15 protein-coding genes and 1 pseudogene are annotated in these 13056 nt (G+C 62.6%); 9 read left to right on the forward strand and 7 right to left on the reverse strand.

Annotated elements, in window-relative coordinates; all coding sequences use genetic code 11:
* Positions 1 to 104 precede the first annotated feature (104 nt).
* Positions 105 to 740: a TetR family transcriptional regulator gene (locus IB277_RS10430; RefSeq protein ID WP_060515992.1), complete on the reverse strand. Its 636-nt coding sequence runs from the start codon at positions 738 to 740 to the stop codon at positions 105 to 107.
* A 90-nt stretch (positions 741 to 830) separates the two neighbouring features.
* Between IB277_RS10430 and IB277_RS10435 the strand changes: the two genes are divergently transcribed.
* The 3 genes from IB277_RS10435 (at position 831) to IB277_RS10445 (ending at position 4119) form a co-directional block, all read left to right on the forward strand.
* Positions 831 to 1484, forward strand: coding sequence for an O-methyltransferase (locus tag IB277_RS10435; protein ID WP_060515991.1), 654 nt, complete (start codon positions 831 to 833; stop codon positions 1482 to 1484).
* 71 nt (positions 1485 to 1555) lie between these two features.
* Positions 1556 to 2449, forward strand: a complete 894-nt coding sequence (locus IB277_RS10440; protein ID WP_090294264.1) for an SDR family oxidoreductase — start codon at positions 1556 to 1558, stop codon at positions 2447 to 2449.
* Positions 2450 to 2649: 200 nt separating this feature from the next.
* The gene (locus tag IB277_RS10445; protein WP_192370987.1) at positions 2650 to 4119 is read left to right on the forward strand and encodes a lytic transglycosylase F; all 1470 of its coding nucleotides are present in this window, start codon (positions 2650 to 2652) and stop codon (positions 4117 to 4119) included.
* Positions 4120 to 4173: 54 nt separating this feature from the next.
* Here IB277_RS10445 and IB277_RS10450 read toward each other — a convergent pair whose 3' ends face one another.
* The 3 genes from IB277_RS10450 to nthA are packed head-to-tail and all read right to left on the reverse strand — an operon-like array spanning position 4174 to position 5826.
* Positions 4174 to 4563, reverse strand: a complete 390-nt coding sequence (locus IB277_RS10450) for a nitrile hydratase accessory protein (protein WP_090294265.1) — start codon at positions 4561 to 4563, stop codon at positions 4174 to 4176.
* A complete protein-coding gene (nthB, locus tag IB277_RS10455) occupies positions 4532 to 5191 on the reverse strand; it encodes a nitrile hydratase subunit beta (protein WP_090294267.1) in 660 nt (219 codons plus the stop codon). The genes IB277_RS10450 and nthB overlap by 32 nt, the downstream gene beginning before the upstream one ends.
* On the reverse strand, positions 5188 to 5826 hold the full coding sequence (gene nthA / locus IB277_RS10460; RefSeq protein ID WP_090294269.1) for a nitrile hydratase subunit alpha: 639 nt from the start codon (positions 5824 to 5826) through the stop codon (positions 5188 to 5190). The genes nthB and nthA overlap by 4 nt, the downstream gene beginning before the upstream one ends.
* A gap of 236 nt (positions 5827 to 6062) precedes the next feature.
* Here nthA and IB277_RS10465 point away from each other — a divergent pair.
* Positions 6063 to 6209, forward strand: a pseudogene (locus IB277_RS10465) (DoxX-like family protein); the annotation flags it as partial.
* A gap of 2 nt (positions 6210 to 6211) precedes the next feature.
* Positions 6212 to 6688: a DUF2269 domain-containing protein gene (locus tag IB277_RS10470; RefSeq protein ID WP_090294456.1), complete on the forward strand. Its 477-nt coding sequence runs from the start codon at positions 6212 to 6214 to the stop codon at positions 6686 to 6688.
* Here IB277_RS10470 and IB277_RS10475 read toward each other — a convergent pair.
* Positions 6680 to 7273 (reverse strand): LysE family translocator, encoded by a 594-nt coding sequence (locus IB277_RS10475; protein ID WP_090294271.1) that lies wholly within the window; start codon positions 7271 to 7273, stop codon positions 6680 to 6682. The two genes, IB277_RS10470 and IB277_RS10475, sit on opposite strands and share 9 nt — an antisense overlap.
* 545 nt (positions 7274 to 7818) lie before the next feature.
* Between IB277_RS10475 and IB277_RS10480 the strand changes: the two genes are divergently transcribed.
* On the forward strand, positions 7819 to 8058 hold the full coding sequence (locus IB277_RS10480) for a hypothetical protein (protein ID WP_127889203.1): 240 nt from the start codon (positions 7819 to 7821) through the stop codon (positions 8056 to 8058).
* 87 nt (positions 8059 to 8145) lie between these two features.
* On the opposite strand, the gene IB277_RS10485 is transcribed toward IB277_RS10480, so the two are convergent.
* Positions 8146 to 9048, reverse strand: coding sequence for an MBL fold metallo-hydrolase (locus tag IB277_RS10485; protein ID WP_210187430.1), 903 nt, complete (start codon positions 9046 to 9048; stop codon positions 8146 to 8148).
* Positions 9049 to 9170: 122 nt separating this feature from the next.
* Between IB277_RS10485 and IB277_RS10490 the strand changes: the two genes are divergently transcribed.
* On the forward strand, positions 9171 to 10079 hold the full coding sequence (locus IB277_RS10490) for a LysR family transcriptional regulator (RefSeq protein ID WP_090294273.1): 909 nt from the start codon (positions 9171 to 9173) through the stop codon (positions 10077 to 10079).
* Positions 10080 to 10250: 171 nt separating this feature from the next.
* On the forward strand, positions 10251 to 11096 hold the full coding sequence (locus IB277_RS10495; protein WP_090294459.1) for an aldo/keto reductase: 846 nt from the start codon (positions 10251 to 10253) through the stop codon (positions 11094 to 11096).
* Positions 11097 to 11229: 133 nt separating this feature from the next.
* On the opposite strand, the gene IB277_RS10500 is transcribed toward IB277_RS10495, so the two are convergent.
* Positions 11230 to 11979, reverse strand: a complete 750-nt coding sequence (locus IB277_RS10500) for a glucose 1-dehydrogenase (protein ID WP_090294274.1) — start codon at positions 11977 to 11979, stop codon at positions 11230 to 11232.
* 94 nt (positions 11980 to 12073) lie between these two features.
* Between IB277_RS10500 and IB277_RS10505 the strand changes: the two genes are divergently transcribed.
* On the forward strand, positions 12074 to 12970 hold the full coding sequence (locus IB277_RS10505; protein ID WP_090294276.1) for a LysR family transcriptional regulator: 897 nt from the start codon (positions 12074 to 12076) through the stop codon (positions 12968 to 12970).
* The last annotated feature ends 86 nt before the right edge of the window (positions 12971 to 13056 follow it).

Below are 13056 nucleotides of genomic sequence, written 5' to 3' on the forward strand. Positions count from 1 at the left end.
TATTTCAAAGAGTTACAGTCGAGCCCGCACATTCGTCTCACCCTGCGTGACCCGAGACGCCCTGCGCTCAAAATCGCCGGGACGCTCACAATTTTCGGGATGCATCAGGTGCCGGCGCCCTTCGCCACGAGATAGGCCGAGAACATGTCGGCCATCGCATCCGCATAGGCCTCGATCTCCGCATCGCTGCGCGCCGTTCCCGAAAAATCCTTCCCCACCGTCGTCATCGTCGTCATGATCAGGTCACCGGCAAGTTCCCTGAGGTCGGTGGGTGCGTTCGGAAGAAGCTCGATCATGAACTGGTCGATGAGCGGATCGTTGGCCTCCTTGGCTTCCCGGGCTTCGGGCGCATCGCGATAAAGGGGTGCCGCGTCGCCCAGGGCAACCCGAACGGCCGCTTCCTCGCATTCCGAGCGCAGGAAGGCGTGAACCAGCGACCGCAGCCGATCGAGCGGCGACCGCGACCCGTCACTGAGGATCGTCGCCAGCAGCCCCGACGTCTGCCGCCATTCGTCGCTTTGCAGGCGGAACAGGATCGCGCCCTTGTTGGGAAAATACTGGTACAGCGACCCGACGCTGACGCCCGCCCGTTCCGCGACGCGGGCAGTGGTAAATCGCTGCGCTCCCTCCTCCTCCAAAACCTGAACAGCAGCCTGGAGAATGGCCTTCACCAGCTCGTTCGAACGCGCCTGCTTGGGCGCTTTTCGTGAAGAAATACGGGCACTTGATCTGTTGGGCATTGGCACCGTCCGCAATGCGATTAGCGAATGCGACGAATTATTCGTATTTTCCTCGTGAACGCAAGCCCATCGAAAACGAAGGAACATCCGATGACCACGCTCACCAGCCAGCCTCTCAAGGGCCTTCTCGACCGCCTGTTCGACGAGGCCGATGCCGCGACCAGCCCCGCAGTCGCGCAACTGCCCGCAAGCGAACGCGAACGATTGCTGCACAGCAAGACCGAATATCTGCAGCTCTACGGGCTCTTGAAGGATCTGTGGCTTCCGGTTTCGCGTGAGACCGGCAACCTCCTCTACATGCTCGCCTGCGCAAGCCGCGCCCGCCGGATCGTCGAGTTCGGAACGTCCTTCGGCATTTCGACGCTCTTTCTCGCAGCGGCGCTGCGCGACAACGGCGGCGGCGAGCTGATCACCAGCGAATTCGAACCGGCGAAGGTGGCGCGGTCCGGACAGAACCTCACGGCAGCCGGTCTCGAGGATCTCGTCGAGATCCGGCAGGGTGACGCGCTGACGACTTTCACCGACCTTCCCGACGCGATCGATCTGGTGCTGCTCGACGGGGCAAAACCGATCTATCTCGACGTCTTCAAGCTGATCGAGCCTCGCCTGCGTCCAGGCGCCCTGATCATCGCCGACGACGCCGACAGTTGCCCGGAATATCTCGACTACATCCGTTCGGCCCCCGGCACCTACCTGTCGACACCGTTTGCCGAGGACATCGAAGTGACGATGCGCCTCGCCTGATCGGCGCCATCGTTTCGGTTGAGCGCCGGCGCTTACGCCCACGCAAGGGCACCACATCAAGGAGAACTGCAATGCATGTATTCGTAACGGGCGCGACCGGCTGGGTCGGGTCGGCCGTGGTCAAAGACCTGATCGCGGCGGGGCACAGGGTGTCCGGCCTGGCGCGCTCCAGGGAAAAGGCCGCAACCCTCGCCGCAACCGGGGCTTCGGTCGTCGAAGGCGGGCTTGAGTCCGCGGCGATCCTGCAGCGGGCCGCAGGGCAAGCCGATGCCGTCATTCACACGGCCTTCAGGCATGACTTCGTCCACGGCCCGCTCGACCAGGACTTTTCCAGTTTCCTGGAAAGTGCGGCCGAGGATCAGCGCGTCATCGCGCTTCTGGGTGAGGGTCTCGCCGGATCGGATCGGCCGCTACTCGTAACCTCGGGTCTCGCCGGGCTGCCGCTCGGTGCCACGGAAACCGATCGGCCCAATGCCGCCGTGCCGCGCAAATCCGAAGCCGCTGCCCGTGCCCTTTCCGAGCGCGGCATTCGGGCGGCAACGGTCCGGCTCGCGCCTTCGGTTCACGGCCTGGGTGATTATGGCTTCGTCCCGATCCTCGTGCGTCTTGCGCGCCAGACGGGCGTTTCGGCGTATCTGGATGATGGCGCCAATTGTTGGTCGGGCGTCTACCGGGATGATGCAGCACGGGTCTATCGGCTTGCGCTCGAAAGCGGCACGAGCGAGGACGTCTACCACGCCGTGGCGGACGAAAAGATCCCGTTCCGACAGATCGCCGAGATCATCGGCCGAAATCTCGGCCTGCCGGTCGAAGCCCGCCCGCCCGCGCATTTCGGCTGGTTTGCCGGCATGGCCGGCGGCAACATGGCCGCGTCCAGCGCCCGGACGCGAGCCTTGCTCGGGTGGAAACCTGTTGGGCCTGACCTGCTCACCGATCTGGATCAGGCAACCTACTACGGCACCTGACAAACACGTCCCTGCCGATGACGTCTCGGCAGTTCCCGCGCCGCGACAGTGTCCGTGCACGACTGCAGCCACCGAATGCCACATATTCCAAACTGCTTGTTTACGGTTGCAGGGAGCGTAATCTCAATTCATCCAGTCTGGGCCAGAGCGTGGCAACTTTGGCTGTGGCCGACTAGAGAGCAACTTTGGGGGTCTGGGCAATGTTCACGCTTCTCGCTGTCGTCGCGCGGGTCGAATTGGCGCGCGCCTTTTTTATCCTTTCCGCCCTAGGTCTTGCAGGCCTTTCGCCCGGCAACTCTCGGGCCCAGGAGCAGACACCCGGCTACCGCGCCTGGACTGGCGATTTCGACGGCATGCAGCAACGCCGCCTGATCCGCATTCTCGTCCCCTTCAGCAAGACGATCTACTTCATCGACCGCGGCGAGCAATTGGGCACAGCGGTGGAGACCGGCAATGCGCTCGCAGAGGAACTCAACAAGGACCAGAAAAAGGAGATCGACAGGATCAAGGTCGTCTATGTGCCAACCAGCCGGGATCTGTTGCTTCCGGCCCTTGTCGAGGGACGCGGCGACATCGTTGCCGCCAACCTGACGATCACGTCCTCGCGCAAGGAGGTCGTCGACTTTACCGATCCGCTGGCAACGGGCGTCAACGAAATACTAGTGACGGGTCCGTCGGCCCAGTCGATCGCAACGCTTGACGACCTCGGCGGAAAGACGGTGTTTGCGCGGCAGAGCAGCAGCTACTTCGAACACCTCGGCGCGCTGAACGCCCGCCTGAAGGCATCCGGCAATACCGGGATCGATATCCGGCCGATCGACGAAAACCTGGAAGACGAGGACCTGATGGAGATGGTCAATGCTGGCCTTCTTCCCTGGTGCGTCGTCGATGATCACAAGGCGCGCATATGGGCAACCGTGTTCGATCGCGTCGTTCTGCATGAGGATATCGCCATTGCTGCGGAAGGCGAGATCGCTTGGGCCATCCGCAGGGACAGCCCGAAGCTCGCGGCCACCTTGAATGCCTTCATCAAGACCCACAAGGTCGGTACCGCCTTCGGCAACGTTCTGAAGAAGCGCTATTACCAGAGCGAGAAGATGGTGCGTGCCGCCTACGAGCGCTCCGAGCTTGAAAAGTATCGCACCCTGCGTGGCTTCTTCGAGACACACGCCACCACCTACGACTTCAACATGCTGCTGCTTGCCGCGCAGGGCTGTCAGGAATCGCAACTCGACCAGAGCAAGCGCAGCCCGCGCGGCGCCGTTGGCATCATGCAATTGCTGCCGACAACGGCCGCCGACAAGTCGGTCGGCATTAACGGCGTAGAAAAGGATCCGAACCGCAACATCGAAGCCGGCGCCAAATACATGCGCTATCTGATCACCACCTATCTCAATGAGCCGGGCCTCGATCCCGTCAACCGGACATTGCTTGCTTTCGCCGCCTACAATGCCGGCCCCGGAAACCTGCGCAAGATCCGCCGTATCACCAATGAAATGGGGCTCGATCCGAACATCTGGTTCGGCAATGTCGAGAACGGGGCGGCGAAGGTGATCGGCCGCGAGACCGTGCAGTATGTCGGCAACATCTACAAATATTATGTCGCCTACTCACTCTTCACCGATCTGGAAGCCCGCAGGGCCGAGAGCGCCGCACAGTCACCGCAATGATGCGATGCCTTTGCAGCGCACCGAGTTGCCATATGATGGAACCGGCAGGCCGCCTCACCGCAGCGGATCGTTCTCGATCACGATCGGTTGCCCATGCGGCGTTGCCTCCGCCGCGCGCTGCCAGCTCAGCGTCAGGTCTTCCAGTTCTCGACCGGAGGCGAGCGAAAGCTCCGTGACGAGGCGCGAGAGTGCGGCCACCCAGCAGTCGTAGTAGTCGCTGGCATCGGCCTTGCGGCCGGGTTTGTAAAGTTCGGCCGAAAGCGCTTCTGCCCATTCGGGCCAGGAGAACACACCCTTTTCGTGCAGGCGCACGGTCATGGCGAAGGCGTTCGCCTGCCAGGGCTCGGCAAAGACCGGATCGCCCTCCGGTGACTTCGGCAGTTCGGCCGAGGCAATCAGCGGCGATGTCACCTTACACGTGCTCAAGATAGCTCTCCCAGGCATCGATCGAGACGGTCAGCGTCGGGTCGGCGCCCTCGCCCCAGATCTCCGGCCCATCGAAAACGACCGTGTAGACCCATTGTGGATTTTCGCCGCGGCCATGGGCGTTGTCGTCAGGAAAGACGAAAGAGCCCTGCACCGCCTCGACCCGGCCGAGCTTGGCACGGGCATAGCGTGGCAGGCGCGTATGGGTCTCCGGATTGAAGTTTTTCGTGCGCACACGGTCGCCGGCGGCAAAGCGTGGGCACCCCTCGACCGGACGATCGCAGGGGCCGCCTTTGGCGAGCACGCCCGCCACCATGTCGGCCTTCAGCACCCGTTTCGGCGCCGCACCCTGTTCCAGCCTGTGGCCGCCGTCGAGTTCGGCCTGGGTTACGAAGCCGTGGCGCTTCAACAGGGTTTCGAGCGCCCGCGTCCAGATCTCGTAATAGCTCGCCGAAAGATAGGTCGCCGGGGCCAAGTTTTCGCGCGCATGCCGGCTTTCGTCGATCGTCCAGGCGCCAAAGGCGCCGCAGGAAAGCGTGACGCCGAGCGCCCGCTTTTCCCACGCCGCATGGAAGTAGGGCTCGTCCTTTTCAGGCGCCACCGGGCCGAGGCCGTGGGCGCCGCCGAGATCGTGTGGACCGTTCATCGAAGCACCTCCGCGGAAAGTGCCAGGCCCGTGCCGATCATCGCGTCGCGGGTGACGAGGGCAGCAAGCTCGTCCTCGCTGAACCCTTCCGTCCCTGCCGGGCGCTCGGGGATCACGAGATAACGCAGTTCCGCCGTCGAATCCCAAACGCGAATGCGCGTCGTCTCGGGAAGCGTCAGGCCGAATTCCTGGAGCACACCGCGCGGATCGATGACGGCGCGCGAACGATAGGGCGGCGCCTTGTACCAGACCGGCGGCAGACCGAGCACCGACCACGGGTAACAGGAACAGAGCGTGCAGACGACGAGGTTATGGGTGTCAGTGATGTTGAATACGGCGCGCATATGCTCGCCCTGCCGGCCGGTGTAACTGAGGCTGGCGATCGCCTCGGTCGCATCCCGCTTCAGCCATTCGGCGAACTCGGGATCCACCCAGGCCTTTGCCACCACGCGCGCGCCGTTGCGCGGCCCGATCTTCGTCTCGTAGGTCTCGACGATGGCATCGATCGCCGCCGGATCGATCAGCCCCTTCTCCGTCAGCACCGTCTCCAGCGCCTTCACCCGCGCTTCCATGTCGGTGAAATGGTTGTCGTGGTGGTGGTCGTGATCGTGGTGATCGTGATGGTGTTCGGACATTGCCTGGCTCCTCGCAACGCCGTGCCATCACAGGCACAAAGATGGCGCTGCCTCCTCATAAAGTCGTAGCGCATAAACCCCGGATTCGAAATCGATTTCAACGCCCGCGGGTACCCGCAATTGTCACCATAACAAGTCTGGCCCGATGCGGTTCGTACCAGGCCACCGAGTAAGCCGGCTACCGCTGCCGGCGATCATTTGCCACGCAGCTCCGAATGTATCACGTCCGCCATCTAGGCATGCTCGCACTGTCGGTCGCCTATCTCGCCTCCGCTACCCTCGTCGAACCCCAACTTTGGGCCGATCCGCTCGGGCCGCTCGTCAAGGTGCTGCCGTCGCTGCTTCTCACGCTGGCGACGCTGACCATACTGGATGAACGCTGATGATGCTCGAAGATCTGCTGCGCCTTGCCCATGTGATCGGTGCCGCGGTGCTCTTCGGCACCGGCGCTGGTATCGCCTTCTTCATGCTGATGGCCAGGCGCACGCGCGATGCCCGGCTGATCGCGCACGTCGCCGCAACGGTGGTCGTCGCCGACACGGTCTTCACCGCGACAGCGGTGCTGCTCCAGCCGATCACCGGTTACCTGCTGGCGACGAGCATCGGCTGGTCGCTGACGGAAGGATGGATCGCGCTGTCGCTGATCCTCTATGTCGTCACCGGCCTCTTCTGGCGGCCGGTCGTTTGGATCCAGTTGCGGCTGCGCGATCTCGCCCGGCTTGCAACGGCCAACGGTGCGCCTCTACCGCCGGAGTTCGACCGGCTCTATGCCATCTGGTTTGCCTGCGGCTTCCCGGCCTTCCTTGCCGTCACCGGTATCTTCTGGCTGATGCTGATGAAACCACAATTCGCACTATTTTAGCATCGGCCAGAGGCTGATGACGAGAAGCACCGCCATGGTGATGTTGAACCATTTCAGCCGCGAGGGTTCCGAGAGCCATTGGCGCAGCGCCGAACCGAAGCCCGCCCAGGTGGAAACGCTCGGCACGTTGACGAGCGCAAAGACGACGCCGACGACGAGCACGCTGAAGAGGTAGCTTTCGCTGCTGGTATAGGTCGCCATCGCTGACACCGCCATGACCCACGCCTTGGGATTGACCCATTGGAAGGCGGCAGCCCCGATGAAGGTCATCGGCTGTGTGCTGGCCTTGCCTTCGGACAGCGAACGCGAGGTGCCGATCTTCCAGGCGATCCAGATGAGATAGGCACCGCCTGCGAACTTCAGCGCCGTGTAAACGACCGGCACGGAATGGAGCAGCGCACCGAGGCCGAAACCGACGGCGATGAGCAGCAGGAAGAAGCCGACGCCGATGCCCAGCATATGCGGGATGGTGCGCACGAAACCGAAATTCACGCCCGACGCGAACAGCATCATGTTGTTCGGCCCCGGCGTGATCGAAGTGGTGAATGCGAACAAAAACAGCGCCAGCAGCGTATCGGCCTGCATGGTTTCCTCCCGGTCAATTGGGTCAGCATAATTGACCTATTAGCCGGCATCAGCCGCGAACTTGTCATGGTGACAAGTTTCCCCTCGGCGATAAATTGCCAAAAAACCGTTATAATACAGCAATTTGGCTTTAACGTTCGTACGACTTTGGACCTAGGGCAGCGCTAGGGTATCCGCCTGGGCCCTGCGTCCCTCAGACCCCGTTATGTCGTGCCGGGCCCCGGTGGGATGGGCCTGGCGGAATCTTACTTGAGGCCATCAGGGTCCCTACACGCCTCTCGGGCTCCGGCTCAACGGTAGATGGTCGGAGCAAGGAAGCGACCAGTCGGGTCGATTGAGCGGCCTGCCGAGAGGCCTCGGTTGATGGGGGGGGGCAATGCGATGACAACGCGCCCAAGCCCGTCGTTGTCCAGCCTCAGCCGTGTGTGTACTCTCGCTGTCATACACGTGGGTAGGAGGCCACAATGAGGAGGACGATTATTGCCGCTCTCGCCACTTTCGTGTTCACGGCCCCAGCCATGGCGCGATCAGAGGAGAGGCAGTCTATGACAACGCCATCCTTCACCGAATGTCAGAAGGTGCAGCAGGAGGTCATGCGCCTCGTCACAGGTGGAAGGGACTGGAAACTGGTGCCGTGGGACGGTGGCGCCGTCGCTCTATTTCTCCAAATCGACGGCACAATCGCCATCACATGCAGCAGCGACGGCACAGCCGAAATCTACGCGACGGGCGTCGCTACCAATGCGTTTCCGGGATTTGTTCGCGCCTTTGAACTCCTAAAGTAACAGTGTCCTTGGTCTTGGTGCGCACCGTTTTCAGCATCCGTACATTCATGTGACCGGTCGCCGCCAGGCCTGTGCAAGAACGCGGCCTCAGCCCCACTTCATCTCGCCCTTGGCGACCTTGGCGCCGAGCTCGAGCGTCGAGACGCCGGGCAGATCCGGATAGCGCTTTGTCATCGCTGCGATCAGCTCGCCGCTGTCCTTGGCGGCGGCCGCCGCTTCGTTGAAGGCTGCGAGATAATCGCGGGCGAAGCGGATGGCCTCGACGCCCTCCGGTCCGCCCGCGCTCTTGTGCGCCGGCACGACGATCGCGGGCTTGCGCGTCGCCATGGCATCGAGCGCCTCGATCCATTTCTGCCGCCCTTCCGCCGTCGCCTCGTCGGCCACCCAGACATGCGAGCCGGAATAGACGAGCACGCCACCGAAAATCGCCTGCAGTTCCGGCACAAAGAGATAGCGCCGGTCCTTCATCCCCTCGATCGTGACGATCTCGATCGTGCTGCCTTCGAGCGTCAACGCGGTGCGGTCGTCGGGCGTTGGCATCACCACATCGGCGAGCGTCTGCGGGCCATTGTCCTTCAACTGCGGCCCCCAGGTTTCAAGCTTTCCTTCAACATTGACCTTGATCGCCTCGACGGTTGCCGAAGCGGCGATGACCTTCGCATCCGGAAAGGCCTCGACGATCGGCTTGAGGCTGAAATAGAAATCCGGATCGTTGCAGCTGACATAGATGGTCGTCAGCCGCTTGCCCGTTGCCTTGATTGCCTCGGCCACCGCCCGGCCGTCGGAAAACGTGAAGCCGCCATCGATCAGGATCGCCTCGCTCTTTCCGGTCAGCAGCACCGGTGTACGGTTGAAGCCGGCATCATCCGCCTGGAAATAGCGCCATTCGAGCACTGCGGCCGCATTGGCAAGACGGCCACCGATCGACTGAATAAGGATGGCGGCGCCGGCCGCCGCTAACGTCTTGAGTGCGGTCCGCCGGGTCTGGATCTGCATGGGGTCTCCTTGGGCTTTTGTCGTGCCCGGCAGGATGAAGGCATGGGCGCTCTTGAAAAAGCCCGGCAGTCCGAACAGACTGTCTGACAACTTCAGACAATCGCGAAGAATTTCGAATGACTGTAAATTTAAATCGCCTCTCGCATTTTGTTGCCGTGGTCGAGTGCGGCTCTTTCACCGCGGCTGCCGAGCGGCTCGGGCTTGCCAAAGCCGCCGTCAGCCATCAGGTCGCCCAGCTCGAAAAGGAGCTGGGCACCACCCTGCTCGTGCGCACCACCCGGCGGCTAAGCCCGACCGCCACCGGCCAGCGCTTCTACGAGCGCTGCGCGCTGATCCTGCGCGACGCGGACGAAGCCGTCGGCGCGGTCTCGGCTGAAACCGAGATCCCGAGCGGCACGCTGACCCTGACGGCACCGCTCGACTATGGCGCCAAGGTCGTAACCAACGCCGTCGCCGCCTATCTCGCGGCCTATCCCGCCATGCGGGTGGAGCTGAACTTCAACGACACGGTTCTCGACATGATCGAGAACCGCCTCGATCTCGCCATTCGCGCCGGCTGGCTGGTGGATTCCAGCGAACGGGCAAAACGCATCGGCACGTTTCAGCAGCACCTCGTCGCAGCGCCCGCCTATGCCGCAAAGCTCGGGGACATCACGCACCCCAATCAATTGATGGAGGCAGACTGGATCGCCAACGGCGCGCTGAAGGCGCCGCTGGAATGGACCTTCACGCATGCTTCCAGCAACGGGGCGGCAATCCACGGCAAGGCGCTGGTGACCGCCGACAGCACCGATTCCGCCCATTGTTGCGCTGTCGCCGGCATCGGGCTTGCCGTGCTGCCGGACTATCAGGTGCGAACCGACATCGCCGAAGGCCGGCTGGTGCGGTTGCTTTCCGACTGGTCGCTGCCCTCGGGTGGTATCCATGTCGTCTATCCCCCCTCCCATTTCCGCCCGGCGCGCGTGCGCGCCTTCGTCGAGATCCTGCAGCGCATGGAAAAGGAGCGCGGGCGGCTTGCCGGATGAAGGCTCGAAAGACCGGCGGGATGCGCTAGATTGCCCGCTACCCGCCGATTTCCTGAAAGCGTTTCCGCTTTTACGGATAGCAACAGGGCGCACGTCAAAGTGCTACAGCGTGAGAGGCGCATCTTGAAAGCTGCGGCCGCTGTGGGCAATTTCGGCCGCGAGGAGAAAAGCATGCACGATCCGATCCCGACGACGACACTTCCCGACGGCCGCTCGATCCCGGTTCTCGGCCAAGGCACCTGGCGCATGGGCGACAGCGCAGCACGCAAGACCGATGAGGTGAAGAGCCTGCAGCTCGGCCTCGATCTCGGCCTGACGCTGATCGACACGGCCGAAATGTATGGCAACGGCGCCTCGGAGCGCGTGGTCGGCGAAGCGGTGCGCGGGCGCCGCGACGAGGCCTTCATCGTCAGCAAGGTGCTGCCGTCCAACGCCAGCCGCATTGGCACCGAGGCCGCCTGCGCGCGCAGCCTGAAGCATCTCGGCGTCGACCATATCGATCTCTACCTCCTGCACTGGCGCGGCGGCTACCCGCTGGCGGAAACGGTTGCCGCCTTCGAGGCGTTGAAGAAATCAGGCAAGATCGGCGCCTGGGGCGTCTCGAACTTCGATGTCGACGACATGGAGGAGCTGCTGGACGTGCCGGATGGCAAAAACGTCGCCGTCAACCAGGTGCTCTACAACCTGTCACGCCGCGGCATCGAATACGACCTTTTGCCCTGGTGCCAGAGCCAAGGCATCGCCATCATGGCCTATTCTCCGCTCGACGAGGGTCGGCTCTTGCGCCACCCCGATCTCATTCACATCGCCAAGGCGCATCAGGCGACGCCCTCCCAGATCGCCCTTGCCTTCCTCAAGACCCGCCCCGGCGTCATCTCGATCCCCAAGACCGGTTCGGCCGACCGCCTCCGCGAAAACCGCGACGCAATGGACATCCACCTGACCGCCGAAGACCTCGCCGCCCTCGACCACGCCTTCCCGCCGCCGAAGCGCAAGCGGTCGCTGGAGATGATTTGAGAGAAGCCTCGCGATAACGTTGACCGCGCCCTCAGCCGCTCGGCGCGACTGCGCGCCGGACGCGCAGTCGGTGCAACATCGATGACGGTTCAATCAAACGCCCTCGCTGCTGTTCGGCGACATCCGCTATCCGTCAGACAAGCAACATTCCGCCGTCGACGTGGAGTTCGATGCCGTTGACGAAGCGACCGGCATCCGAAGCGAGGAAGAGTGCCGCACTGGCAAGCTCCCCGGACGTGCCCAGCCGTCCAGCCGGGATCGTCTCGGCCATGTGCTCGATAAAGGGTCCGCGTTCAGCCTCGGAAATTCCGAGCTTTCCAAGGATCTCCGTGTCCGTCGGCCCCGGGCTGAGAACATTCACGCGAATGCGGCGCGACTTGAACTCGATCGCCCAGTTGCGCGCGAACGCCGCTGCGGCAGCTTTGGAACCGGCATAGACGCTATGGTTCGGGAGAACCTTGGTCGCCGCCAGCGAACTGGTGATGATGATGCTCCCGCCCTCGTTCATGATGGGAGCGATGGCTTGAACGCCGAAGAAGACGCCCTTGGTGTTGATGGAAAAATGCCGGTCATAGGCTTCTTCGGAGATTGCGTCGGTCGGTTTGAGGTCGATCACGCCCGCGTTGGCAAGGTAGATATCGACCGCGCCAAATCGTTCCGCAACTGTGCCCGCGACCGCCCGATGATGGGCGAGATCAGCCACGTCACCCTGGATGCCGATCGCGCCGAAGCCGATTTCCTGAACGGCTTGATCTAGAAGGTCCTGGCGTCGAGCCGTGATGATGACCTGGGCGCCTTCTTCGGCAAAGAGCTTGGCGGTCGCCTTTCCGATGCCGCTGTTGCCGCCAGTAATGACGGCGACCTTTCCTTGAAGTGTCTTCATTTTCGTCTCCATGTTAGGTGTCATGGAGATAGAGATGCCTTGGACGGCGCATTAGCGGGTTCATGAGCACATGACATGTGCCTGCGAGGTGTAGATGCCCAATCTGCTGAACGAGACGCCTGGCTTGATCGCGTTCGTCAGGACCGTGGAGAGCGGTTCGTTCAGCGCTGCGGCCAAGATCCTGAGGACATCGCCGTCTGCCGTCTCGAGGAGCGTCGGAAGGTTGGAGACCTTGGTCAGGGCCCGCCTGTTTCTGAGGTCAACGCGAGCATTGGTTCTAACCTTCGAAGGGCAATCCTTGTTCGACAAGGTTGCTCCTCTCCTGCGCCAGCTTGATACGTCGGACGAGGTCGCCAGCCGTGAGGACACGCTCGCCGGCAGAATTCGGTTCAGCATGCCAAGCGACCTTGCCCGCTACTTCTTGACCCCGATATTTCGAGATTTCGCATCGGCCTTTCCCGCCATCAAGCTGGAGGTGGGGCTCGCAGACCGGCAAGTTGATTTGATCCGGGAGGATTACGACGTGGCCTTCCGCGTGGGCGGCAGTGGCCAAGGCGAACTGCGCGTACGAAAGCTAGCGAATGTCAACATGGTGATCGTCGCGTCTCCGGCTTACCTCGAGAAACACGGCAAGCCGCGTTCAGCAGACGAGGCGTCGGCTCTTCCCTTCGCCCGGTACATCGTGCGTGGTCATCCGAGCCCGATGGTCTTTGCGGGCGGCAAGCAGTTTTCACCGCAGGGCCGCGTGGATTGCGATACCGGGCAGGCACTGCGGGCAGCGGCACTCCACGGTCTGGGGGCGGCACTGCTCATGAAGTGTGTGGTTCAGGACGAGTTGAACGACGGCCGGCTGATCGATATCTCCACTGAACTGGACCTGCCGCCGCAGCCTCTCAACGTGGTGCACGCCTTCGGCTCGATGATACCGCTTCGCGTTCGGCGATTTTGCGATTTCATCGCCGACCAAACCAAGAGCATACCAGGTCTGTGACGGCCTAAGGCCAGCGGACTTGCGGTGAAATGGAAATACGCATTTGCCGTTGGCAACCTGCCCGTCCCTGAGAGAAAGGGAGTGAG

Origin of the sequence: Ensifer sp. ENS07 (assembly GCF_014852185.1) — a bacterium.
Lineage (GTDB): Bacteria > Pseudomonadota > Alphaproteobacteria > Rhizobiales > Rhizobiaceae > Ensifer > Ensifer adhaerens.

Excerpts from the sequence above, each read along its gene's own strand:
- IB277_RS10470 (WP_090294456.1), top strand. The coding sequence starts at position 6,212 with ATGCTCGAAGATCTGCTGCGCCTTGCCCATGTGATCGGTGCCGCGGTG.
- nthB (WP_090294267.1), bottom strand. The coding sequence starts at position 5,191 with ATGAACGGTCCACACGATCTCGGCGGCGCCCACGGCCTCGGCCCGGTG.
- IB277_RS10450 (WP_090294265.1), bottom strand. The coding sequence starts at position 4,563 with ATGCCTGGGAGAGCTATCTTGAGCACGTGTAAGGTGACATCGCCGCTG.
- IB277_RS10495 (WP_090294459.1), top strand. The coding sequence starts at position 10,251 with ATGCACGATCCGATCCCGACGACGACACTTCCCGACGGCCGCTCGATC.
- IB277_RS10480 (WP_127889203.1), top strand. The coding sequence starts at position 7,819 with ATGACAACGCCATCCTTCACCGAATGTCAGAAGGTGCAGCAGGAGGTC.
- nthA (WP_090294269.1), bottom strand. The coding sequence starts at position 5,826 with ATGTCCGAACACCATCACGATCACCACGATCACGACCACCACCACGAC.
- IB277_RS10490 (WP_090294273.1), top strand. The coding sequence starts at position 9,171 with ATGACTGTAAATTTAAATCGCCTCTCGCATTTTGTTGCCGTGGTCGAG.
- IB277_RS10430 (WP_060515992.1), bottom strand. The coding sequence starts at position 740 with ATGCCCAACAGATCAAGTGCCCGTATTTCTTCACGAAAAGCGCCCAAG.
- IB277_RS10445 (WP_192370987.1), top strand. The coding sequence starts at position 2,650 with ATGTTCACGCTTCTCGCTGTCGTCGCGCGGGTCGAATTGGCGCGCGCC.
- IB277_RS10505 (WP_090294276.1), top strand. The coding sequence starts at position 12,074 with ATGCCCAATCTGCTGAACGAGACGCCTGGCTTGATCGCGTTCGTCAGG.
- IB277_RS10500 (WP_090294274.1), bottom strand. The coding sequence starts at position 11,979 with ATGAAGACACTTCAAGGAAAGGTCGCCGTCATTACTGGCGGCAACAGC.
- IB277_RS10475 (WP_090294271.1), bottom strand. The coding sequence starts at position 7,273 with ATGCAGGCCGATACGCTGCTGGCGCTGTTTTTGTTCGCATTCACCACT.
- IB277_RS10440 (WP_090294264.1), top strand. The coding sequence starts at position 1,556 with ATGCATGTATTCGTAACGGGCGCGACCGGCTGGGTCGGGTCGGCCGTG.
- IB277_RS10435 (WP_060515991.1), top strand. The coding sequence starts at position 831 with ATGACCACGCTCACCAGCCAGCCTCTCAAGGGCCTTCTCGACCGCCTG.